Raw genomic sequence first — 21858 nt, forward strand, 5'->3', positions numbered from 1 at the left:
ACGCTTAGCCCAAAATCAGTGGCAAGACTACTACAAACAGGGTGTATCCGACCGGGACGGCAAATACAATCGAGTCTAGTCTGTCCATGACACCACCGTGGCCTGGCAGCACAGTACCCATGTCTTTGACGCCAAAATCACGTTTAACCATTGAGGCAGCGAAATCGCCTGCGGTAGCGGCCACCATGATGACAACGCCAATAATAATTCCAACCCACCAGTCATATTCCAAGAGGAAATGGGTGAGCACTACAGATGTCAGCACGGCACCCAACAAAGAGCCGATGAAGCCTTCCCACGATTTCTTGGGCGAAATCTTGGGTGCCATGCGATGCTTGCCGAGTGTGGCTCCCACAATATAGCCGAATGTGTCGTTTGCCACGATCGCTACCAGCGTCGTTGCGACCAGCACGTGCCCTTGGGGCTGATGGAGCAATGGGATTCCAAACGAGAGGAAAAATGGCAACCAGAGGATAGCTAACAGTGTGGTCGCCATGGACGCAGCGGGTCGATCAGGTTCCCCGACGGCCGTCCAGAAGACCGTCAATAAGATGCCGCCGAACAGAGCAAAAATCATCGCATCGACGCCACCAAACCAGGCCGCTGCGGGAATACCCAAACCGGCCACCCAAGCTGGGGTCAATGCAAGATGGAGGTTTTTTGTTTTGGCAATCTGGGACAGCTCCCAGATCCCCAGCGGGATGAGGACCGCGATCAGGATGGCAATGATGATCGGGTACAGAAAAATGCCAACACCAGCGGCGGCCAGCAGTACAACACCCACCACAATGGCCGCTGGGAGGTTTCTACCCGCCTTTGATTCTGGCGGTGTGACCTCTTGTGCAGACTTGGGCGCGGGTGTGATGACGTCTTGGTCATCGACTTGAGTTACGGTCAATACCGTAGATTCTTCGGGATCTATATCGGATGCCGGGTCAGACCCAAAATCCAAGTCCTCAGTTACCTCATGCTCGGCACGATCCTGCGCTGGTGGGGCGGGACGTGGCTCCTGTTTCTTGCGTGCAGCTTTTCGTGCAAGCATCTTTTCTTGGGCGGCCTCGAGCGCCCGACGTTCGCGTCGGGTTTGCGGCATGATCATCCCCGTGTCGGGGTCACGCACTGGGTCGGGAAAACCCTCCAGTTGCGTTACAACTGGAAACTGTTCGGATTTTGGGTCTGATGTGGACATGCAAGATTAGGCTAAACTGCCTAGACCTCCAGTAGTTCTTCTTCTTTATTCTTCGCCATTTCGTCGATTTGATCTACGAAATTGCGCGTCAGTTCGTCGAGGTCTTTTTCTGCGCGGCGTCCCTCATCTTTGCCGATGTCACCGTCGTCGACCATTTTGTCGATGGCTTCTTTTGCACTACGACGGCTGTTGCGAACGGAGACTCGGTGATCTTCGGCTTTTGACTTGATAATTTTGACATACTCTTGCCGACGCTCTTTGGTCAGCTCAGGCATCACAACGCGAATCACTTTGCCATCGTTCGATGGGTTAGCACCAACCTCTGATGAGGAGAGTGCAACTTCGATTTCACGTAGCGCATTAACATCGAATGGGGAGATCAAAATAGTGCGTGCATCTTGCACGGAGAACGTTGCCAACTGCTGCAGCGGTGTTGGGCTGCCGTAGTAGTCAACCAGGACTTTTGCATAAAGGCCTGGGTTTGCTCGGCCGGTACGTACAGCGGCGAAATCCTCACGAGTTGCTTCGAGAGTACGCTCCATCGCCTTTTTGGCGTCTGATAATTCGGATGCGGTCACGGGTTCTCCTTATTTAACATCTGGGGTGTGCACTCAGTCTAAAACAGGTACCGGGGTCGGTACCTATGGTGTGACGACGGTACCGGTCGAATCACCAAGTAGCGCACGGGTCACGTTGCCATCGCCTTCCATCCCAAAGACCAACATATCGAGATTGTTGTCTTTACACATCGTCATTGCCGTGAGGTCCATGACGCGAATGTTTTTGACGATGGCTTCGTCGTAGGTGAGGTGATCGAATTTCTTGGCGGCAGCATCGACTTTTGGATCCGATGTGTACACGCCGTCCACACCAGATTTCGCCATGAGGACTTGGTCGGCACGGATTTCGAGGGCCCGTTGTGCTGCCACGGTATCGGTAGAGAAGTATGGCAGTCCGGTGCCTGCACCGAAAATCACCACGCGGTCTTTTTCCATGTGCCGGATTGCCCGCTGTGGAATGTATGGTTCTGCTACCTGGGACATATGGATCGCGGATTGTACTCGCGTATCGACACCGGCCTGGGTCAGGAAGTCTTGGAGCGCCAGTGCATTCATCACGGTTCCAAGCATGCCCATATAGTCTGCACGACGACGATCCATGCCGTTGATGGATAGCTCTGCACCGCGGAAGAAGTTTCCTCCGCCAACGACGATGGCAATTTCGACTTGTCCTGCAGCGTCTGCGATCTGTTGTGCAACAGATCGCACTGTCGCCGGATCTATACCAATGGAGCCGCCACCAAAGACTTCTCCGGAAAGTTTGAGCAATACGCGTCGTCGGCTGACTTCATCGAATTCTGAGTTACTTGGACCGTCTTGTAGTCCGCCTGGAACGTTGATGGCGGGAGTGTCTGACACTGCAATACTCCTGTTGTGCTGGTGGGTCGTGAGGGCATAAAGAAGGGGTGATCACCGTGTGTGGTGATCACCCCCTTTTTTGTGTTTGGTCTAAACGATGCTGAGCTTACCTAGGCAACCAGACACATACGTGTCGGGTTTGCGTGTTAGGCCCCAACACGGAAGCGTGCAAACGAGAGTGCCTTTGCACCGGCTTCTTCCAGGACAGCACCAACGGTGGTCTTCGTGTCCTTGGCGAAAGGCTGGTCCAGGAGTACAACATCTTTGAAGTAACCGGTCAGGCGGCCTTCAATGATATTTTGCATGGCGCGCTCTGGTTTCCCTTCAGCACGAGCAGTTTCTTCAGCGATACGGCGTTCATCCGCTACGGTGTCCTCTGGGACTTCCTCACGGCTGAGGTAGGTCGGGCTCATGGCCGCGATGTGAACAGCAACATCGTGTGCTGCGGTCTGGGCTGGTTCCTTGTCTGCATCCACTGCGAACAGTACCCCAACCTGTGCTGGCAGATCTGCAGAAGTGCGGTGCAGGTAGGAGTCAACGAAGGCCCCTTCGAGACGAGCCAGGCGACGGACCTCAACCTTTTCGCCAAGCAGTGCGCCTTCTTCTTTGACGTATTCGCTCAGTGGGTTGCCGTTATAGTCGGCGGCCAGCAGGTCTTCAGCGTTCTGTGCACCGGAAGAGACTGCGACCTCCAGCACGGTGTTGCCCAACTCAATGAACTTATCTGATTTCGCAACGAAGTCAGTTTCGGAGTTGATTTCGATCATGACGCCAACGCCGTCTTTGACGGTAGCTGCGACCAGACCTTCAACGGCAGCGCGGCCTTCACGTTTGGAAGCACCCTGCAGGCCTTTGACGCGAATAACTTCCATCGCCTTATCGAGGTCGCCATCAGCTTCGTCGAGCGCCTTTTTTACGTCCATCATGCCCGCGCCAGTACGCTCACGCAGAGCCTGAATGTCTTTTACTGTGTAGTTCGCCATTACAGATATCCCATTCCTTGGAAGTTCGTTGCGGGGATCGCCCGCGAATCTAAAACGAAACGTGGTTGTGTGGACTAGTAGTTTTCTTTGGCTACAGGCTGGTCACCTTCTGGTGAGGCTTCAACCTGCTCTGCGGTTTCTACAGTTTCTTCATCAACTGGTGCCGCGGTCTGGTCTGTAGCGTCTTCGGACTGGCCGGACTCCAACAGTTCACGTTCCCATTCAGCCATTGGCTCTTCAGCCGCACCGGAGCCACCTTTGCCCTGGTTGCGAGCCATGAGGCCATCAGCCACGGCATCTGCGATCACGCGGGTGAGCAATGCGACGGAACGAATGGCGTCGTCGTTACCTGGGATTGGGTAGGTAACCTCGTCTGGATCAGCGTTAGTGTCCAGGATCGCAACAACCGGAATGCCAAGCTTGACGGCTTCGTCGATCGCGAGGTGTTCCTTCTTGGTGTCGATGACCCACACGGCGGATGGTGTGCGAGTCATGTTGCGGATACCACCCAGGTTTGCCTGAAGCTTTGTCAGCTCGCGCTGAAGCAACAGCAGTTCCTTTTTGGTGTGACCGGAACCAGCAACATCGTCGTAGTCAATTTCTTCGAGTTCTTTCATACGCTCAACACGTTTGGAAACGGTGGCGAAGTTGGTGAGCATACCGCCCAACCAGCGGTGGTTCACATACGGCATACCAACGCGAGTGGCCTGCTCAGCGATTGCTTCTTGTGCCTGCTTCTTGGTACCCACGAAGAGAATATTTCCACCGTGTGCAACGGTTTCTTTGACGAACTCGTATGCACGGTCGATGAATGACAAAGACTGCTGCAGGTCAATGATGTAAATGCCGTTGCGCTCAGTGAAAATGAAGCGCTTCATTTTCGGGTTCCAACGACGGGTCTGGTGACCGAAGTGGACACCAGAATCCAGCATTTCACGCATAGTTACGACTGACATGGTCGCTCCTTCAAGGTACATCCGCATGCGGATCTACCTTCTAGTTATCGGTTATTATAAACAGCTGATTTTCTCAGCTTCCTAGCGTGAGAGCGATTGGCTCGGGAGCTACCATTGACCAGAACCTTCTGGACCGAAAGGCGCCACTGCTACACAAAGTTGCACTCCACACGCGCGTAGTCAATCACGTAGCCACAACAAGTGGGCACACAATTGCTTTGACCAGCATACCTTATCGCGCAAACGATTTTTACTGCGTTGTGATCGTTTGCACACGTGAGTTCACTGCGACACCAGTATTGTTTTTTACGACTTTCCGTTGACTCTCAAGGCTCGCCAGTCAGCGCTTTCCACAGGCAACCTGTCAGCACACGATTTTCCACATTTCACCTCAAGCAGGGCCACCAGACTGATGTGTTTGACAGGGTTAGAGACATGCAACATAACGACGGGGTGACTGCTCCCCCGCCCAATCCGCGAACCCCAACTTCACTGTTTGTGCTGATCCTCCAGGCTCTTGTGATTGCCGTGTTTTTCAATCCGATGCCGATGGCAAATGCCACCGTTATCCATGCTGACGCATCGCACGTCGCTGACCACTGGATACCACCCATCGAGGCAGCCACCGAAATCGATGTCCTGAATGCCTTCGTTCCTCCCGAGATGCCATGGTCCTCGGCGCATCGCGGCATCGACATACGGGCGGCCGATGCGCAGGTTTTAGCCCCAGAAGGCGGCGAGGTCAGCTTCGTCGGCGTGGTGGTCGACAGACCTGTCATCACCATTGAGCACCCAGACGGTTTGATCTCGTCGTTTGAACCAGTCGACTCAGAACTGGCTGTGGGCGACACCGTGGCACCAGGCCAAACAATCGGAAGACTGCCCGCTGAAACGTCACATTGCGATGTCCAATGTGTGCATTGGGGAGTGCGCAAGCCCGATGCGTGGCAAGTTGGTGCTACCGTGCGAGATCTGTATATTGATCCGGCATTTTTGTTGGGCTGGAGTGACCCGTCGATTCTATGGCCCGTACACTCAGACCCATCCGGTTAGCGTGATTTGCGGCTTCTTCGGCGATGAATGTCTTCCGCGAGTTTCAGCAATGCCGCCGCAGAGTCTTCCCATCGAAAGGTATGTGCCTGTCGCACTGCGCCCGTTGAGGCACGAATAAAGGCTTCGTCGTTCTCTAACGCACGGACGTGGTCAGCTAACTGGCGGGCCGAGTGCGCGGAAGTAATGTCAACGAACGCTGCCCCGGGATTCTCGAGTCCACCGATTTCTTCAAAAATTTCAAGATTCGACATGACAACCGGTGTTCCTTCTGCCATGGCTTCCGCCACGGGAAGACCGTAGCCTTCGGAACGGGACATGGTGACTAAAGCCGTCGATTGTCTAAGTAGCTCACGATAGTCAGCGTCCCCAATACCGTTATGAAACTGGAGCTGGGCCTCCCCTACGTGATGCCATTTAGCGATCTCAAGTAGTTCATGGCGCCGCGCGTCGGTGATTCGCGAGCACAAGTGCAGCCGGTATTGCGGCAGGTGCTGCAGTGCGCTGACTAGCGTTTCGACGTTTTTATAATCCATAAACGAGCCCATGTAGACCAGAGTTTTCTTTCGAGGGCCAGCGGGATCGCGCGGCGTCTCTACTTGGGGTGGCGCGTTGGAGACAACGTGAACCGGCCGGGTGGTCAGCCGATGTTTGCGGATGAGCCGTTGCGAAGTTTGAGAAACCGTGGTGACAGCGTCTGCGCCGTTGAGGAGCATTCGCTGGGGCATGTAGGTGAGGTGATAGAGATACCAGAGCCCGCGGACGAACTGCGGTAAATCTCGCGGCGGAGTCCGATGCTGGTAGTAGATCAAATCGTGCAGTGTCAGGATCAAACCGAATTTTCGTCCGGTCGATCCGATCGTCTGCATTGGAGAAAAGACCACGTCTGGCTGAAACGCGTTTAGCCGGTGCGCCGAAATCGGCTCCAGGACCGAAGTCGGTGCGTGCAGCTCGACAACATCTACGTTGTCGGGCAACAATTCACGCTGGGCTGGATCATGAATGATCACCGTGGGATCGCTCTGCTGTGCCACCGCATAGATGAGTTGGTGACTGAAACGCGAAATCCCATCATGAAAGTCAGTTCTGATATACCGACCATCCATGAAAAACCGCATCAAGACTCCCTGGGACAGACTATCCGCAACAGATATACGTGTCGAGGATAAAAATTGCGTGGACGAGACATGAATATGCCAGACAACGCAACGAAAAACTAGCCTAACACAAGGACGTATCCTTACATTTGCAACGATATGGCCCGTTTCGAGAAACCGCGCCGAGCAGTTCCAGAACCGACCGCGGGGCATGGTTTCAATTGAATATCGAAACCATGCCCCTCACGCCGAATCACCTTAAGCCATGGTCTGCCCATCGGTAGTGACGAATCCGAAAGGTTCGCGGGCCCTCGGGGTATCACTCACCGACGATTGGCGCGAATGAGTGGTTCAGTCCACGGGAAACAAGGACACGGCAAGGGCACCTTCATAAGTCCCTGCCATCGTATCAACCGGCACCTCGAGCTCTATGTCCGCGCTCAGCTCAGTGGTGCCCATACGAGTTTCAGCATCCGCTAAGCCTAAGGACTGTGGCGCAGCCAGGCCCTGACCGCCGGACATCTGGGAGTCCACGGCGGAACCGGGGGTTGCGCCGTTGCTAGAAGCTTCCACGTGGGGCTTCCATCCCAGACGGCTGGCTTCAATGGTGGCCGCGTCGGAAGTCAGGTCTGAGGACTGACCTGAAACGGCCCAACCGTCACCGTGGATGCGTGTGTCAGTCACATTCACGGATGGCAGTGTGCCGTACGTACGGAATCGGTCACCTGCGTTGCGCTGCTCATTCATCTCGACTGTTCCTTCGTCAATCGACAGCACCAGGCTTCCCTGGTCTTCATCGCCGGGGTCACCTGAGCCCGGCAATCCCGGAATATCGGCCTCAATCTCAATATCCCCCTCAGCACCAGGAACATTGCCGTTCTCATCAGCGACCTGGAACTGGTACGTCTCTGTGGAAACCTGACCGTGCACGTCGGTGGCAGTGACCTTTGCGGTGTGCGCACCGGGTTCTAAATCCTCTGGTAACGGCGACCGCCACAGGTGAGAAGTGCGGTCGGCCACGGCACCACCGTGAACGAGGGTCTCTAGGTTGGCCACCGGATCGGACCACTCCGCACCGACCCGGACCTCCTCGCCGTTCATCGGCTGAGTGCGCGCGGTCTGGAGATCCTCGCCACCGTCGATAGATACCTCCACAGTGGATCCGGTGGAGCCCATCCAGAAATTGGTGGTCAACCAGGTCTCCCCGAGCTCGTCCTGAGCCACGACGTTCGGGGCCTCTAGCTCCTGGGCCTCGCCCACGTTGTCTTGGTTCTCATTGAACCAGTCCCGATAGGCCGGCGTGTCAAGACCCACCGCCATCTGATCGGAACCATCGTCGCCGGTACGAGAGAATCGTTCGGTGACCTCGTTGCCATCGATATCGAGAGTGAGCACGCCCGGAGGAGTGCCGTCCCGCTGAATGGAAGTGGGGTATCCCTCGTCGGTGAGGCGACCCTCGTACCACTGCCCAGAAACTGCAGAAACGGTCAAGTGGGTGAAGGGCAGCCCCTCCTCACCGACAAGCTCACTCCAGCCGTCCACCAGGTCTCCCTCGCGCAGGTTCTCGGACATATGCGTGTGACCGGAGACCGCTACTACCTCGTGACCTGAGACAAGGTCGTATATCTCGTTGAGGTCGGCCATGCGATGCGAGTCGCTGTAGTAGAACTCGATCAGCGGAGCGTGGGAAGCCAACACAATCAGCTTGTCTTCCGGTACCTGGGCGATGTCTTCGCGCAGCCACGCCATCTGATCCTCATCAAGGCTGTAGGCGTAACCGCCGTCCTCGGTAGGATATTGGATGTTGGATAACATCACCACGTGGGTGTCACCGACGTCGTAAGAGTAATACTCCGGGCCCAGAGCCGCACGGTATGAGTCGAATTCATGTTCGCCCTCATGGTGGTCGAAGTCCAGGTCGTGGTTACCTGGAAGGAAGCGAGCCGGGCCGTTGAGCATGGAGGTCAGGTCTCGAATGTCGGGGTATAGCGAGAGGTCGTCTCCGACGACATCGCCCAAAAACAGCGCACCACAGCTGGAGTAGTCGTTGCGAGTAGCCAGGTCGGCAAAAACTCCCGCCCGGGCGTATTCGACCTCCTCGGTGTTGTAGGTCTGCACGTCGGCACCCAGCACACACGACTGCGCCGAGGACGCTGCGCCCGCACCCTGGGCCAACGGGAAGTTGACCTGGTCCGGTAGTGGTCCGGTCGGCTCGAGGCCCCCGTAGTCCAAATCCGGGGAGCCTTCAGGCAGGTGGTGATAGTGAAACTGTGCCACATTGTCCTCGTCCACCGGAACCTGATAGCCGGACGGCTGAGTAACGAACACCGTCATGTTGTCATAGGCAGGCAGTTCGTATCGACCTTCAGCGTCAGTGGTGGTCGTCTCGCGCCCATTAGACACGGTCACACCTTCTACGCCGGGCTCACCCCCATCCTGAGTAGAGTTCTGGTTCAGATCGTCAAAGACAACCCCATCGAGCGTATCTTGGGCAGCATCATCACTGCGAACAACATCAACGTTACCTCGAAAGACTTGTTCCTCCCACGCAGCGTCGGCGTCAGCCGCCTGCTGGTCCGATGGAGCGGCGAATGCTGGTGCGGCGGCAGTCCCCGTGATGGCGATGACTGCCGCACCCAGTGCAGCACCGGTGGCTGCAGCTGTACGGGTTTTCCAAGGTTGGAACGGCGCCCATCTAGTAGCGGTGGATAGTTTTTTCTGTTCGTGAGTACTCACAAAAACCTTTCAACTCCAGAGGTGCGGTATTTACGTCACAGAGTGTGACTGGGCCCGAGGGCGACCAGCCGTATACCACCCTCGTGGTTCTGGATGAATTCGGTTTCACCGCCGAGTGACCCTGAAGTGTCGAGGGATGAAAAACCCTCACAACTTTGCACAGACGTAGTATCTGTCAGATACGACCGTGGTGATGAGGAAGCGCTACCGACGGTACGATCTCATGGACGTTTACTACCGCACAGCTACTTCGCTTCAGCGACCGTGATAGATCGGGACGTCAAGTGTCGAGGTTTGAATGTTATCGACGGTGGTCGAAGTGGTGCAGGCACTAGTGAGGGAGATAACAACGTGGCGCTGCAGCACAAGTCGCAAGCGTTTCACAAGAAGAGATGTTGCATGGCGGCACGCTCAAAGCCGCCATGCTAATTCCACCCACAGTTCCACCCAGACAGAGAAAAACGCGGAACCAGCCAGACCAAATATCTGACCGGTTCCGCGCTGTCATGCCGAAGCGTGTTCGTAGGGTGTGCCGGACTTGAACCGGCGACCAAAGGATTATGAGTCCTCTGCTCTAACCAACTGAGCTAACACCCCGCACCTCATAAAGTACCAAAGATCCATGCACATCCTTGGTCACCTTTCACAGGGCACGATCACATAGTCTAGCGTAGCTTGGCATCAGAAATCATCACTGCGACTTCATCCATCGTGGCACCGCGATACATCTTCTCGATAATGTTCAGAATTTTTTCATGCGCGTGTGTCGAGGCGAAGGCATGTGATGCCTCCCCCATCGCTGCTCGAGCTTCTGCATTCAAGCCAAGAATCGCATTGAGTTTTTCTGCCATATCTTCGGGGTTATTTGGCTCAAATAGGTAGCCGTTAACACCCTCGTTGACGAGGTGCGGTAGCGCGAGAGCATTCGCTAAGACTACGGGCGTTGAGGCACTCATCGCTTCGAGAGAAGCCAGTGACTGCAACTCTGCGGTACAGGGTTGAGCAAAAACATCGGCACGCAGATACGCCTCCCGTAGTTCCTCGTCGGATACGAGCCCTCGAAACGTCACTCGATCCTCGACGCCTAGTTCCTTGGCGAGATCATGCAGATCGTCACGTTGTTCACCATCTCCAATGATCTCCGCGTGCACATTCAACGCGGTATCAGTGTGAGTTAGTGCGTTGAGTAGTACATCGACGTGTTTTTCAACCGCGAGTCGCCCAACAAAGAGGACTGTGGGGTGCGGATGCGGAGAAATGTTTTCGTCTTCGCGCAGTTCGTACTTGGCGACATCGATGCCGTTCGACACCGGTACCACGTAGTCCAACTGTGCCTTGAGGTTCATATTTTCTGCTGAAAGCGGTGTCGGTGTGGTGACAACGTTGGCTTTACGCATGAGCCGGCCCATGTCGTACCAGGATTGTTTCGAGACGATGTTTTTAAAGAATTGCGGACCGGGGATAAACGGGTCCAAATTCTCGGGCATAAAGTGGTTGGTACAAATCAGTCGGATGCGACGTTGTTCAGCTGCAGTGATCGCGGCGTCACCGATCATATAGTGACACTGGGCGTGAATGACGTCTGGCGAAATCTCGGAGATGAGCTCATGTACAGCCCGGCTGGCGTGCCAGGGCATCACGAGGCGATAATACTCGTGAGTCGGAGCCGCGTAGGACTTCAAACGATGAACGGTAGCCTCGTCGTAAAACTCAACCATGTCTGGCCCCGAGATGTGGTTTGGGGCAACGACATGGACATCATAACCATGTTGGGTGAGTTCTGTCGCGAGTCGAAAACATGATTTTGCGGCGCCGTTGACGTGTGGCGGATACGTGTCAGCGGCGATCAGTACCCGAAAGGGCGTTCGTTGGTCGTGAGGCACTACAGCAAAACTCCTACAAGTAAATCTTTCGCACTGATCCTAAACCAGACCGACATCACAAACGACGATTCTTTCGTCGAGCGACGGCTGGTTATCAACTATTCATTCAGAAGACAGGCCTTAGTTAGTTGAAGCCGTTTCGAAAAATCTATCTCGATCAGATTTACTTTTCGGGTTGAGATGAGCCCTGCGCATTTTTCCTGCATTGCGGACGCCTTGGACAAGGTAATCAAGTGTGGCGATAATGTGGCCGCCAGCACCAATGGCAAGAATGCCGGTACCGATTGAATACCACAAATGTTCGGAGACAAATGGGGCCTCAGCAAATAGCAAAAGCGGCACGCCCAACATCAACGCTGCGGTACGGGCCTTACCGAGCAATGTCACTTCCATTTGGGGGTTGCCAGCATAGATGATGGCCATCAATCCCGCCAGCACAAGGTCTGGCACCACGAGCGCAAATACAATCCATAATGGGGCAACACCAGATACAGCAACGGTAATGATGACAACCCAAAGCGACAGTCTATCGGCCAGGGGATCTAACCATTTCCCTACTGTGGAAACTTGGTTGAGTAAGCGGGCCAGGAAACCATCAATCCAGTCGGTTGAGAACAACACGATGAGGGTAATGAGTGCGTTCCAGTATTCGTCTTGGAACATGAACCAGACAAAAACTGGCACCAACAGGAATCTGACGAAGGTAACCAAATTCGGGATTGTTAGCCAGTGGTTGATAACCGTGAGTTCATCATCGTCGTTGGACTCCGGATTCACCGGCCGGTTCATATAATCCTCAAAACGGAGTTCTTCCATCTATCACAAGCTGGTAATTTAGCGTCGACGTAGACGACGCAATAAAACTGCCGCCGTAGTCACAGATGCACCAAGGACAGTCAGCGGCTGCCAACGGTCTTTTACAAACCCGACACCTTCATGGACTCTTTCGCCAGCTCGGGCCGCCGAGTGGTGCGGAGCCAGTGGAGAAGTCGCTTGCTCAATGTTTTCTGCGGGTACATTACCAGTTGCGTGACGAGTAAAGGTATTGAACTGAGCACGGTAGTCGGTCTTTTCGTCGAATCCCGAACGAATGTCACCCAGGTGACGGCGACGCAGTTCCATGCGGTGACGGATTTGCGCCTCGGTAGGTTCAGTTTGAGGCAAGGATTCTGCTGCGTCGCCACGTCGCTTCGCGAGCTTCTGCTCTTTCTTGGCGCGTTTAGCCTGCTCTTTACGGCGCTGCTGTTCGACCAGTTTTTGTTGACGACGTTCCTCTTCAAGTCGATCAAATTCTACTGGGTCGAAAGCATTACCTTTTAATACATAGCCGATATCGTGTTTGACGCCCCGAACAATCTCCGGGGGCAACAAGGGGAAGCCAGAACGAATGACCATCGCGCCAACGCCGAGCAAAATGAGCATGAGAACGAATGCACCTAAGGCCACCCACAGAGAGGTCTGCCAGAGGGGCGGCTCAGACATGAACGCTCCGATAAGTGCAATGACCAACGAGATGAACGTGATCGACCCGAAAACTAGGCCAACCACGGCGATACCGGCACCGGCGCCAGCGCGAATCCCTTTTGTTTTGAGCTGACCAGTAAGTAGCGACAGATTGTCGCTGAGCTGTTTCGGTACCAACCGGAAGATGGTCGTGAGGAGGTCAAGCAGCGAACTCATCCGAGTTTTGGTCGTCACCTGGGGCGATCCGTTGGTGGTCATTAGTCACTACCTTCATACGTGTCATGCGGTCGAATCTATGATGCTATCTCTGACCAGTATAAACCGGACGATAACGATCTCTAGAAGTGCTCTACTTTATTAGCCTGATACCTCTAGTTTGTCAGTGCAACCTTTGAAGTTCTAGGTATCGATTGGGCAATGGCCAAAATCCTACGAACTAGAAATCCGAAGCCTGCAGGACGCGCAGTTTCGAAGACAGCAGTTCCACTTCTGGCCTTCTCGCTACCAGTTCCTCCACACTGTTGAGCATCTCTTCTATGTGGGAACGCTCCCCGCTGATCATCGAGACGCCTATCTGAGCACGCCGATGCAGCTGGGCGTCGCCTACTTCGGCGACAGATATCTGAAAGTGTTTCCGGATTTCAGCCACTATCGGTCGAACCACTGACCGCTTGGTTTTGAGTGAATGTACGTCGCCGAGCAAAATATCGAATTCATTCCAACCTATCCACATGGTTATAGCCTCCCCCACGAGCGCTCGACTCAGCAAGCACAGTACCCGGTTTGCTCGAGCAATTGAAGGGCTATGCTTGAACAAAAACCCTCCTCGACACGCTTTCGTACCTTAGAGTTTCGTTAGAGTTCCATGACCACCGCCGCAATGAAAAGGGCCCCATATTCGAGGCCGCCTATAAGGCGTTGACCGAGAGTCTTGATGCGAATTTGCGATACCCAGCAACTTCCATCACAGGATGTTTTATACAGTGACGATATGCGATTACTCGGGCAGGACATGATAGCTCCATTCCCTTATCAGCGTCGCTACTCGACTGCTATTGCAACGATGGGCTACGAGAATGTCGCGGAATCGGGCAAGAAAAAGCCCCGTCCAAATGGACGGGGCATATTCGCTCCCCCAACTGGATTCGAACCAGTAACCCCTCGATTAACAGTCGAGTGCTCTGCCGTTGAGCTATGGGGGAAGGCAACAAATGAATACTATATCAGACCCCTTTCAAGGATGTCGAATCGGTTCAAAAGCCCGAAAATAGCCCTTCTGCACGAATCGGGGTGGTGCAAAAAATTTTTCGTAGCACGTAGACTCGTTGACCAGTTGGGCCTCCCCAGGACCATCTTCGAAAACCAAATACAACGAAAGAACCGAAAGAACGAAGGAGATAAACCCCGTGTTTAAGAAAACTGATTCTAACCGTTCCAAGCTGTACGCCGGTTTTGCAGGAGTTGCCGCTCTAGCATTACTCACCGCTTGCGGTGGGGATGAACCAGCTGAGGAAGAATCACCTGCAGATCCAGGGGTCGAACAAGAAGACCCCATGCAGGAAGATCCAGCAGGTGAGGATCCAGCAGAAGAAGACCCAATGGGTGAAGAAGGCGGCGCCGCCGAAATCGAAGGTGCTGGCGAAGACAACGCCACTTCCCTCGTTGGCCTAGCCGGCAACGCAGTGTCCTTTGCCCTCTAATTTGATGTCAGCGTGAGCCGACCTCTCACATTAGAGGTCCACTTAATACCTTGAGGTTCAGTCAAACGCGTTTGACTTGACCACCACGGCGTTTCCTGCCCCAGACTAGACACTAGTCAATAGGGCGCAGGAAACGCCGTTGGTTTTCCAACTCCACTAAACGCTGTTGAATAGATTGGAAACCCTCGGGATCGCTTGCTGAATCCCAACGCTGAAGTTTCCCGATGAGATCAGCCTTTTGCTCGGTGATCTGCATTTCCAACAACCGATTCATAATATCGCGGCTATACCGCAAGACCTCCTCTTCAGTAGATGCAGGAAGCGGTGCAACCGCGAGCTCGGTCACGAACGAGTACAAGGCTTGTGGCACTTCCGCTGTGACGTGCTGTACCCAGTTCGACGTGTCTTGAGCATTCCGTGCTGCAGCGAGTATCGCCGCTTGAATGGCGTTATACACCGGCACCTTGAATTGGGAGCTGAAAAGCGCCTTCCACTGTTCCTGTGACAGCGACTCTGGACGTTGGAGGATGACTTCCAAAGCTTCTTTCTCCATACGAGCCACGGGATCACGCAAATCCGGACGGTAATTCTGCGTAGGTTGTACGGGTGCATCATGTTGAGACGATCGACGGTCTTGATGTTGTCGTGTATCCGACGCTTTCGGCGCACGTTGGACCGCTCGGTGAACCGAGTCAACGTCCATCCCGAGCCACCCGGCCAGTTCCCGAATATATCCATCACGCATGAGCGGGTCACGAATCTCGTTCACGATTGGGGCCGCATAGTGCAGTGCTCCGGTACGTCCCTCAACAGAGTCCAGATTGTATTCTTTCAACCGGGTTTTGATAGCGAATTCAAACAGCGGTTCACGGGATGAAATCAACTGCCGCACAGCATCATCACCATACTGTTGACGCAGATCATTTGGATCTTGACCTTCAGGCGCAACTGCGACGAAGGTTTTCGCCACGATCTGATTATCGAATTCGAAGGCCCGCATTGCTGCTTTTTGTCCTGCTTCATCACCGTCAAACGTAAAGATGATCTCACCACCGGAGCCATCGTCGGTGATCAGTCTGCGTGCAATTCTGACGTGGCCCTCGCCAAATGCTGTACCACAAGTTGCTACGGCAGTCGTGATACCTGCAAGATGTGCAGCCATCACGTCCGTGTAGCCTTCCACCACGACCAACTGACGTTGTTTCGCAACCTCCTTTTTCGCCAGATCCAGCCCGTACAGCACCTGCGACTTCTTATACAAACTCGTTTCCGGGGTATTGAGGTACTTGGGCCCGTTGTCATCGTCGGCCAATTGGCGAGCACCATAACCGATAGTGTTTCCGGTCATGTCCTTAATGGGCCACATCAGCCGGTTCCGGAATCGATCGTAGAGACCGCGGCGTCCTTCAGAGAAAAGTCCGGTTTCAGTGAGTTCTTCTAAGGAGAATCCCCGCTGCTGCAGGTGGGATAGCAGATTACCCCATCCGTGCGGAGCATAACCAACACCGAAATGTTCGGCGTCTTGTTTGTCAAAGCCCTTTTTCTCTAAAAACGTTCGACCTTCGATACCGGCAGGCGATTGCAAAGCATGTTGATAAAACTCATCCGCGATTTGATGTGCTTGCAGCATTCGTTGCCGCGTGGCGAGTGTCGGGCCTTCCGGAGCTGAGCCTTCTTCGTATTCCAAGCTGATGTTCGCTCGAGCAGCGAGGATTTCAATCGTTTCCGTGAAAGAAGTGTGTTGGATTTCCATCACGAATTTGATGGCGTCGCCAGATTCCTGGCATCCAAAGCAATGATAGAACCCTTTGGCCGGCGTCACATGGAACGATGGGGTACGTTCATCGTGAAAAGGGCACAATCCTTTATACGAGCCTATCCCGGCTGTACGTAGCGATACGTGTTCCTCTACGACGGATTTGAGATCAATAGCCTCGAGTACTGTGTCAATTGATTGCCGAGTGATGCGTCCTGCCATGCCCACAGTCTAGGCGGGAATCTGATTTTCGCGCAGCGAAACTTTTACGGCTGTGGACAATGTGAGCCAGCACGTGTGAATGGATTTCAAACGCCGAAGGCTCCGTGCGGCGCGTAATTCGGGGGTCTTGCATATTTTTCGTCAAGCTCGCATATAATGGTGGTGTGGTTGGGTCCGCTGAGGTCCATCTTCGCAAATGAAAAACAACGAAAATAAAAACGAAGGACACGTTCCCATGTTTAAGAACTCTGAAACGCGCCAATCGAAACTGTATGCAGGTCTTGCCGGTGTTGCAGCTTTAGCACTGTTCACTGCGTGCACTGCCGAGGACTCTCCTCAAGAAGAACCAGCCGATCAGCAGGTTGAATCGCAGCAGGAGTCGGCATCTGAAGGCGAGGCAGCCGAGACCGACGACACAGCTACCGAGGAAAGCGACGAGACAGCTGACACCACGGATGGTTCAGACGAAGCTGCGGGGTCAAATGATGAAGTGTATTCGATCATTGAGGCCGTCGAAGCTGAATACAGCGGTGGCATCATTGTCGATATTGACCTCGAGGACAACGGCTCAATCTACGAGGTCGAAGTTGTCGTCGACAATGAGGTCTATGAACTCGATGTCTCGTCTGATGGAAGCATCAACGTTGATGACCGCGACAATGACGAAGATGAGGATATCCGTGAAGCTCAGGACGCTAACGTCACGGTAACCGAAGCGTTAGACGATGCGTTCAGTCAGTATTCCGACGCAAGCTTCGACCAGATCCAATTGGAGGAAGATGACGGACAGCTTTACTGGGAAATCGATCTTGATGATGCCAATGGCAGCGAAATTGAGCTCGAAGTCTCAGCTTCCTAGCCCTCCTTACTGAGGCCAATATCAACGTGGCCTTTCTCTTCGGCACTTCCGGCGCTCAGCCCCTAACTCGGCTACAGCGCGGAAGTGCCGTTGGTCTTTCATACCGTTTCTCTTACAGTAGGGCTCATGAGAAATTTTTCAGAACCAACCCTTCGCGAAGCCCGTCGCATCATCCACGATGCGCAGCGTATCGCCGTTCTCACTGGGTCCGGTATGTCTTCCGAATCCGGTGTACCGACATTTCGAGACGCTCAAACTGGTCTCTGGGAAAAATATTCACCGGAACAACTTGCTACTCGTGACGCCATGGCAAATCAGCCGGCGTTAGTGTGGTCGTGGATGTTGCACCAGGCGCGGGTCATGCGTTCGGTGACACCGCACGAGGGACACACAACACTGGGGCGATGGCAAAAACACCTCATTGACACCGGCGGTTCGCTGGACATTATTACCCAAAATATTGATGACTTACACGAGCGTGCCGATGCCGAAGTGCTTGCGCACCTCCACGGCACGACATTCACCTTCCGATGTTTCGAATGTAATGCGCCATCGGACTACGAGCTCGAGGACGCAACAGAGGAACAATTGGAAGCCCGACCAGAACTCGACCAGCTGGTTCTGGAAGATCCACCCAACTGTCGTGACTGCCATGGCGGATACATTCGTCCAGACATCGTGATGTTTGGTGAGTTTCTACCACAAAGGGCAATGGACGACGCTTTGGAGGCTGTCCGTGTGGCGGATGTTGCACTCGTCGTGGGCACCTCGAACATTGTCCAACCCGCTGCTTCGCTTCCCATCGTAGCGTCTGCCGCCGGGGCCAAGGTCATCGAAATCAACCCGAGCGAAACCCCGCTATCCCAAGATGCAGACGTCTACATTAACGGCACCGCCCGCACAATACTGCCGGAGTTATACAGCCAATGAACGAAATGGACGCCGCTCGCCACATCGTCGCTGAATCACGCTCTATCGTGGTCTTAACCGGAGCTGGGTTATCTGCAGATTCCGGCGTACCAACATTTCGAAACGCCCAAACTGGACTCTGGCAACGTTTCGAACCCGAACATCTCGCGACCGAAGCGGCTTTTCGAGATCACCCTTCGATGGTATGGACCTGGTACCTCTGGCGCGCAATGTTAGTACGCAGTGTTGCCCCAAATGCTGGGCACCGCGCACTGGGTGCTTGGCAACAGCACGTACGATCCAAGGGCGGTTTGTTGACCATGGCCACACAGAATGTGGATGACCTGCACGAGCGGGGTGGCGCAGCAGACGTGTTACATTTGCACGGTTCCCTGTTTGCGTACCGTTGTCTCGATTGCAGACAACAAGCATCATTTGATCCTGCAACCACCGGTGTCAAAGCTGACCAGCACTTTGATGAAAGCACTGTGTTAGTACCGGTTGCTTGTGCTCACTGCGACTCTGGTGTCTTACGCCCGGGGGTCGTGTGGTTTGGCGAAATGCTACCCCAGGACGCGTTCAACCAGACCATCGAAGCGCTCGAGCAAGCCGATCTCGTGGTGGTGATTGGCTCATCCGGGCTCGTGCAACCGGCGGCCTCGCTACCGCTTATCGGTCGCGACGCCGGAGCAAAAGTTCTTGAGATCAATCCCGTAGCCACAGAACTTTCTCGGAATACGGATGTTCATCTGGCCTCAACGGCTGCCGTAGCATTGCCGGAACTGCTAGCAGATAGCCCTGCCTAGTGTGGCATGCCGATTGGCAGTGGCGTCGGTTGTGCCGAGCCACGAACGAGATTGCCGTGCCATATCAGCGCCGAATGATCGGTAAGAGCAGCTACCTGGTCGATCACGACCCGCTTGCGTGCCGCATCGTTGCTGGCGGCACGCCAGTCTTCGGAGTACATCGGCTCGAGGTACTGGTCTTCAGTTGCGATCAGAAAATCAACGAGCTCTAGCAGGACTTCGCGTTGTGCCTCATAGAGTGGCTGGCGACGCGAGGACGACATGACAAAGTGGGCAGCGATACCCTTCATCGTCGCGATTTCTAACTCCGTCTCTTCAGGAACGATCACATTTGCTGCGTGTCGGGTCAATGGATCGTTCCCGTATGCATCACGAGTCGCCTCAAACGCTGCAGTCGAGAACCGCCCGATGAGCTGAGATGTCATATCCTTCAGCGCGGCATGCGCATTGCGTGCCCCGTCGGCGCTCGTAACCCAGGTGGTGGTTGCTTCCAACCGCGCCAAAGCGGCCTCTACGACTTCAGGTTCGGTCTCGGGCAGATACCATTCTCGGGTCGTTTCGATAGCACGATGCCGCTGTTCTGGGTTAGTCAACCAGCCAAGCTGGAACATACCTGAGACAATGCCGTCTTCAACATCGTGCACACAGTAGGAGACATCGTCTGCCAGATCCATCACTTGGGCTTCCATGGAGAGCCGCTGTGAATCGATGCCCTTGCGGAACCAGTCGAATACTGCTGCATCGTCGTCGTAGACACCAAATTTTCTGGTCGGTGTCCCGTCAAATTTCAGTGGAGCGTCGGTTTTGAGCCACGGATACTTCGTCGCAGCGTCCAGGGTGGCGCGGGTCAGGTTCAGTCCGGCGGGTACGCCGTCATCGGTGAGCTTCTTGGCTTCGAGCCGAGACAATAAGCGCAGCGTTTGCGCATTGCCTTCAAAACCGCCGATGGATGCGGCAGCTTCGTTGAGTGCTTTTTCCCCATTGTGGCCAAATGGCGGGTGGCCCAGGTCGTGTGAGAGGCAAGCTGCGTCGACGACGTCTGGGTCACAGCCGAGTGACCGGCCGAATTCGCGTCCAACTTGGGCTACTTCTAATGAGTGGGTGAGCCGGTTTCGGATGAAATCATCGTCTCCGGGTGAGACGACCTGCGTTTTGGCTGCCAGGCGACGCAGGGCCGCCGAGTGCAGAATGCGGGCACGGTCGCGTTCAAAGTCAGAGCGGTATGTGGACTTTTTTGGCTCTGGCACCCAGCGCGCCATGTCCCACAGGTGATACCCGGGGGTTTGGGTGGCTTCACCGGCATAGGGTGGCCTGTGCTGGGGCCAAAAGAGGCTGGGCTGTTGAGTATTTTGGGGAAGGTTCACTCTGTGTTCGTTGGCTCCCTGACCGGTTGTACTCACCGTTTAGCCCCCTGAAATGTCCAGCTCTGCTTCATGAATCTGTGCCCGGTGTGTTTCGGTAATCTCCTGAGATTCCAGCCATCCCTCGGGCAAGTGTGGCCGTTTGGGAGCACCGGCTCGACCACGCGGACCTTCAGCGTCGGCGCCGGGGTATGGCTCGGCGCGATCCACGGTGTCTAAGAGTTCGCGCAGCTGTGGCAAAGTTTCGACCGCGGTCAGTGCCCGTCGCATGTCGCCGCCGACCGGATAGCCCTTAAAATACCAAGACACGTGTTTTCTGATGTCGCGCAGTGCTTTGTCTTCGTTGCCACCAAACGTGTCGACGAGCAATTCCGCGTGGCGGTACAACACATCGGTCACGGTCCCCAGGTCCGGATGGAAGCGATCTTCCGACCCGGTAAAGGCGTTTTCCACATCACCGAATAACCATGGGCGCCCCTGGCAACCACGGCCAATGACCACCCCGTCGGCACCGGTGTATTCGATCATCGCTAGGGCGTCGTCTGCGGACCAAATATCCCCGTTACCAAGGACTGGTACTTCAGTGACGGCGTCTTTCAGCCGCGCAATCGAATCCCAGTTCGCCTGACCGGAATAGTGTTGCCGCATGGTCCTACCGTGTAGGGCAACTGCAGACACACCGACGTCGACGGCTCGGCTGGCGGCTTCCAGGTACGTCAGGTGGTCTTCGTCGATCCCCCGGCGCATTTTGATGGTCACAGGGATGTTTGCCCGTTCGGCTTCCTTGACTGCTCCGGCCACGATGGCGGTAAAAAGGTCAATCTTCCATGGCAACGCTGAGCCACCGCCGTTGCGGGTGACTTTGGGAACCGGACAGCCAAAGTTTAGATCAATATGATCGGCACGATCTTCTTCGACGATCATGCGCACGGCTTTGCGCGTGTACACCGGATCAACCGAATACAGCTGGACCGAGCGAGGAACTTCGTCATCGTCATGGTCGATAATGCGCATCGACTCGGGATGGCGTTCCACCAGGGCGCGGGCGGTCACCATTTCAGAGACGTAAAGACCCCCGCCATATTCGCGACACAGGCGTCGAAATGCCGTGTTCGTAATACCCGCCATGGGTGCCAAAACAACCGGCACGTCGATGGTCATGTTGCCGATGTGCAGTGGCGGCAAGTGCGCAGCGCGCTTCGACGGCGCAGGGTGCTGGGGACCCTGATCTCCGGTGCCACGCTCGGGTGTCGAAAAGGCAGAGCCGGGGCCAGTCTTCGGTGTTTTGGATGAAACGGTAGTCATAACACGTCAAGTATCCCAGATTCCAGCCTGAAACACCCATTCTCCGACTGAGCCTGTGGAGAAATCGGGCTCTTCCGGTTTAAGGGTGGGGTGAGGGTTTAAGACACGCCGGGGGTGAAGGTGGTGGAAGGTGTCGGGGTCTTCCGAAAATATTGGTAGCGACC

General features: G+C 54.8%; 19 protein-coding genes and 2 tRNA genes. 5 read left to right on the forward strand and 16 right to left on the reverse strand.

From position 1 onward, the window contains the following. Window positions 1-4 precede the first annotated feature (4 nt). The 5 genes from ACYVJT_RS09295 to rpsB form a co-directional block, all read right to left on the reverse strand. Complete coding sequence (locus ACYVJT_RS09295) at window positions 5-1189, reverse strand: phosphatidate cytidylyltransferase (protein WP_343957571.1); 1185 nt, start codon at window positions 1187-1189, stop codon at window positions 5-7. A gap of 20 nt (window positions 1190-1209) precedes the next feature. Beyond that, window positions 1210-1731 carry a ribosome recycling factor gene (gene frr, locus ACYVJT_RS09300; RefSeq protein WP_343957699.1) on the reverse strand — a complete coding sequence of 174 codons (522 nt, stop codon included), beginning with the start codon at window positions 1729-1731 and terminating at the stop codon, window positions 1210-1212. A gap of 99 nt (window positions 1732-1830) precedes the next feature. Beyond that, on the reverse strand, window positions 1831-2589 hold the full coding sequence (gene pyrH / locus ACYVJT_RS09305) for a UMP kinase (protein WP_343957697.1): 759 nt from the start codon (window positions 2587-2589) through the stop codon (window positions 1831-1833). 164 nt (window positions 2590-2753) lie between these two features. Then, entirely contained in the window at window positions 2754-3590 is an 837-nt protein-coding gene (tsf, locus tag ACYVJT_RS09310) for a translation elongation factor Ts (protein WP_343957569.1), read from the reverse strand. A 74-nt stretch (window positions 3591-3664) separates the two neighbouring features. Continuing rightward, window positions 3665-4546 carry a 30S ribosomal protein S2 gene (gene rpsB / locus ACYVJT_RS09315; RefSeq protein ID WP_343957567.1) on the reverse strand — a complete coding sequence of 294 codons (882 nt, stop codon included), beginning with the start codon at window positions 4544-4546 and terminating at the stop codon, window positions 3665-3667. Window positions 4547-4981: 435 nt separating this feature from the next. Between rpsB and ACYVJT_RS09320 the strand changes: the two genes are divergently transcribed. After that, on the forward strand, window positions 4982-5599 hold the full coding sequence (locus ACYVJT_RS09320; RefSeq protein ID WP_343957565.1) for a M23 family metallopeptidase: 618 nt from the start codon (window positions 4982-4984) through the stop codon (window positions 5597-5599). On the opposite strand, the gene ACYVJT_RS09325 is transcribed toward ACYVJT_RS09320, so the two are convergent. The 8 genes from ACYVJT_RS09325 to ACYVJT_RS09360 all read right to left on the reverse strand — a co-directional run bounded on the left by ACYVJT_RS09325 (window position 5596) and on the right by ACYVJT_RS09360 (window position 13978). Next, entirely contained in the window at window positions 5596-6714 is a 1119-nt protein-coding gene (locus tag ACYVJT_RS09325; RefSeq protein ID WP_343957563.1) for a glycosyltransferase, read from the reverse strand. The two genes, ACYVJT_RS09320 and ACYVJT_RS09325, sit on opposite strands and share 4 nt — an antisense overlap. A gap of 330 nt (window positions 6715-7044) precedes the next feature. After that, window positions 7045-9429: a calcineurin-like phosphoesterase C-terminal domain-containing protein gene (locus tag ACYVJT_RS09330; protein WP_343957561.1), complete on the reverse strand. Its 2385-nt coding sequence runs from the start codon at window positions 9427-9429 to the stop codon at window positions 7045-7047. A 523-nt stretch (window positions 9430-9952) separates the two neighbouring features. Continuing rightward, window positions 9953-10026, reverse strand: a tRNA-Ile gene (locus ACYVJT_RS09335). A gap of 68 nt (window positions 10027-10094) precedes the next feature. After that, entirely contained in the window at window positions 10095-11312 is a 1218-nt protein-coding gene (locus ACYVJT_RS09340; RefSeq protein ID WP_343957559.1) for a glycosyltransferase, read from the reverse strand. Window positions 11313-11432: 120 nt separating this feature from the next. Further along, complete coding sequence (locus ACYVJT_RS09345) at window positions 11433-12128, reverse strand: CDP-alcohol phosphatidyltransferase family protein (RefSeq protein WP_343957557.1); 696 nt, start codon at window positions 12126-12128, stop codon at window positions 11433-11435. An 18-nt stretch (window positions 12129-12146) separates the two neighbouring features. Further along, window positions 12147-13034, reverse strand: coding sequence for a phage holin family protein (locus ACYVJT_RS09350; protein WP_343957555.1), 888 nt, complete (start codon window positions 13032-13034; stop codon window positions 12147-12149). A 178-nt stretch (window positions 13035-13212) separates the two neighbouring features. Beyond that, a complete protein-coding gene (locus tag ACYVJT_RS09355; RefSeq protein WP_343957552.1) occupies window positions 13213-13509 on the reverse strand; it encodes a DUF503 domain-containing protein in 297 nt (98 codons plus the stop codon). Between the two features lie 397 nt (window positions 13510-13906). Next, window positions 13907-13978: transfer RNA gene (locus tag ACYVJT_RS09360), tRNA-Asn, on the reverse strand. 204 nt (window positions 13979-14182) lie between these two features. Between ACYVJT_RS09360 and ACYVJT_RS09365 the strand changes: the two genes are divergently transcribed. Further along, entirely contained in the window at window positions 14183-14476 is a 294-nt protein-coding gene (locus ACYVJT_RS09365; protein ID WP_343957550.1) for a hypothetical protein, read from the forward strand. Window positions 14477-14588: 112 nt separating this feature from the next. Here ACYVJT_RS09365 and dnaG read toward each other — a convergent pair whose 3' ends face one another. Continuing rightward, on the reverse strand, window positions 14589-16454 hold the full coding sequence (dnaG, locus tag ACYVJT_RS09370) for a DNA primase (protein ID WP_343957548.1): 1866 nt from the start codon (window positions 16452-16454) through the stop codon (window positions 14589-14591). A gap of 235 nt (window positions 16455-16689) precedes the next feature. Between dnaG and ACYVJT_RS09375 the strand changes: the two genes are divergently transcribed. The 3 genes from ACYVJT_RS09375 (at window position 16690) to ACYVJT_RS09385 (ending at window position 19028) form a co-directional block, all read left to right on the forward strand. Beyond that, window positions 16690-17313 (forward strand): PepSY domain-containing protein, encoded by a 624-nt coding sequence (locus ACYVJT_RS09375; protein ID WP_343957546.1) that lies wholly within the window; start codon window positions 16690-16692, stop codon window positions 17311-17313. A gap of 126 nt (window positions 17314-17439) precedes the next feature. Then, a complete protein-coding gene (locus ACYVJT_RS09380; RefSeq protein ID WP_343957543.1) occupies window positions 17440-18243 on the forward strand; it encodes an SIR2 family NAD-dependent protein deacylase in 804 nt (267 codons plus the stop codon). Further along, window positions 18240-19028, forward strand: a complete 789-nt coding sequence (locus ACYVJT_RS09385; RefSeq protein ID WP_343957541.1) for an SIR2 family NAD-dependent protein deacylase — start codon at window positions 18240-18242, stop codon at window positions 19026-19028. The genes ACYVJT_RS09380 and ACYVJT_RS09385 overlap by 4 nt, the downstream gene beginning before the upstream one ends. Here the strand turns inward: ACYVJT_RS09385 and ACYVJT_RS09390 are convergent. Then, on the reverse strand, window positions 19025-20428 hold the full coding sequence (locus ACYVJT_RS09390) for a deoxyguanosinetriphosphate triphosphohydrolase (protein ID WP_343957539.1): 1404 nt from the start codon (window positions 20426-20428) through the stop codon (window positions 19025-19027). The genes ACYVJT_RS09385 and ACYVJT_RS09390 overlap by 4 nt on opposite strands. A 3-nt stretch (window positions 20429-20431) precedes the next feature. Beyond that, entirely contained in the window at window positions 20432-21550 is a 1119-nt protein-coding gene (gene dusB, locus ACYVJT_RS09395) for a tRNA dihydrouridine synthase DusB (RefSeq protein WP_343957695.1), read from the reverse strand. Window positions 21551-21858: the final 308 nt, after the last annotated feature.

Source organism: Yaniella soli (assembly GCF_054782375.1).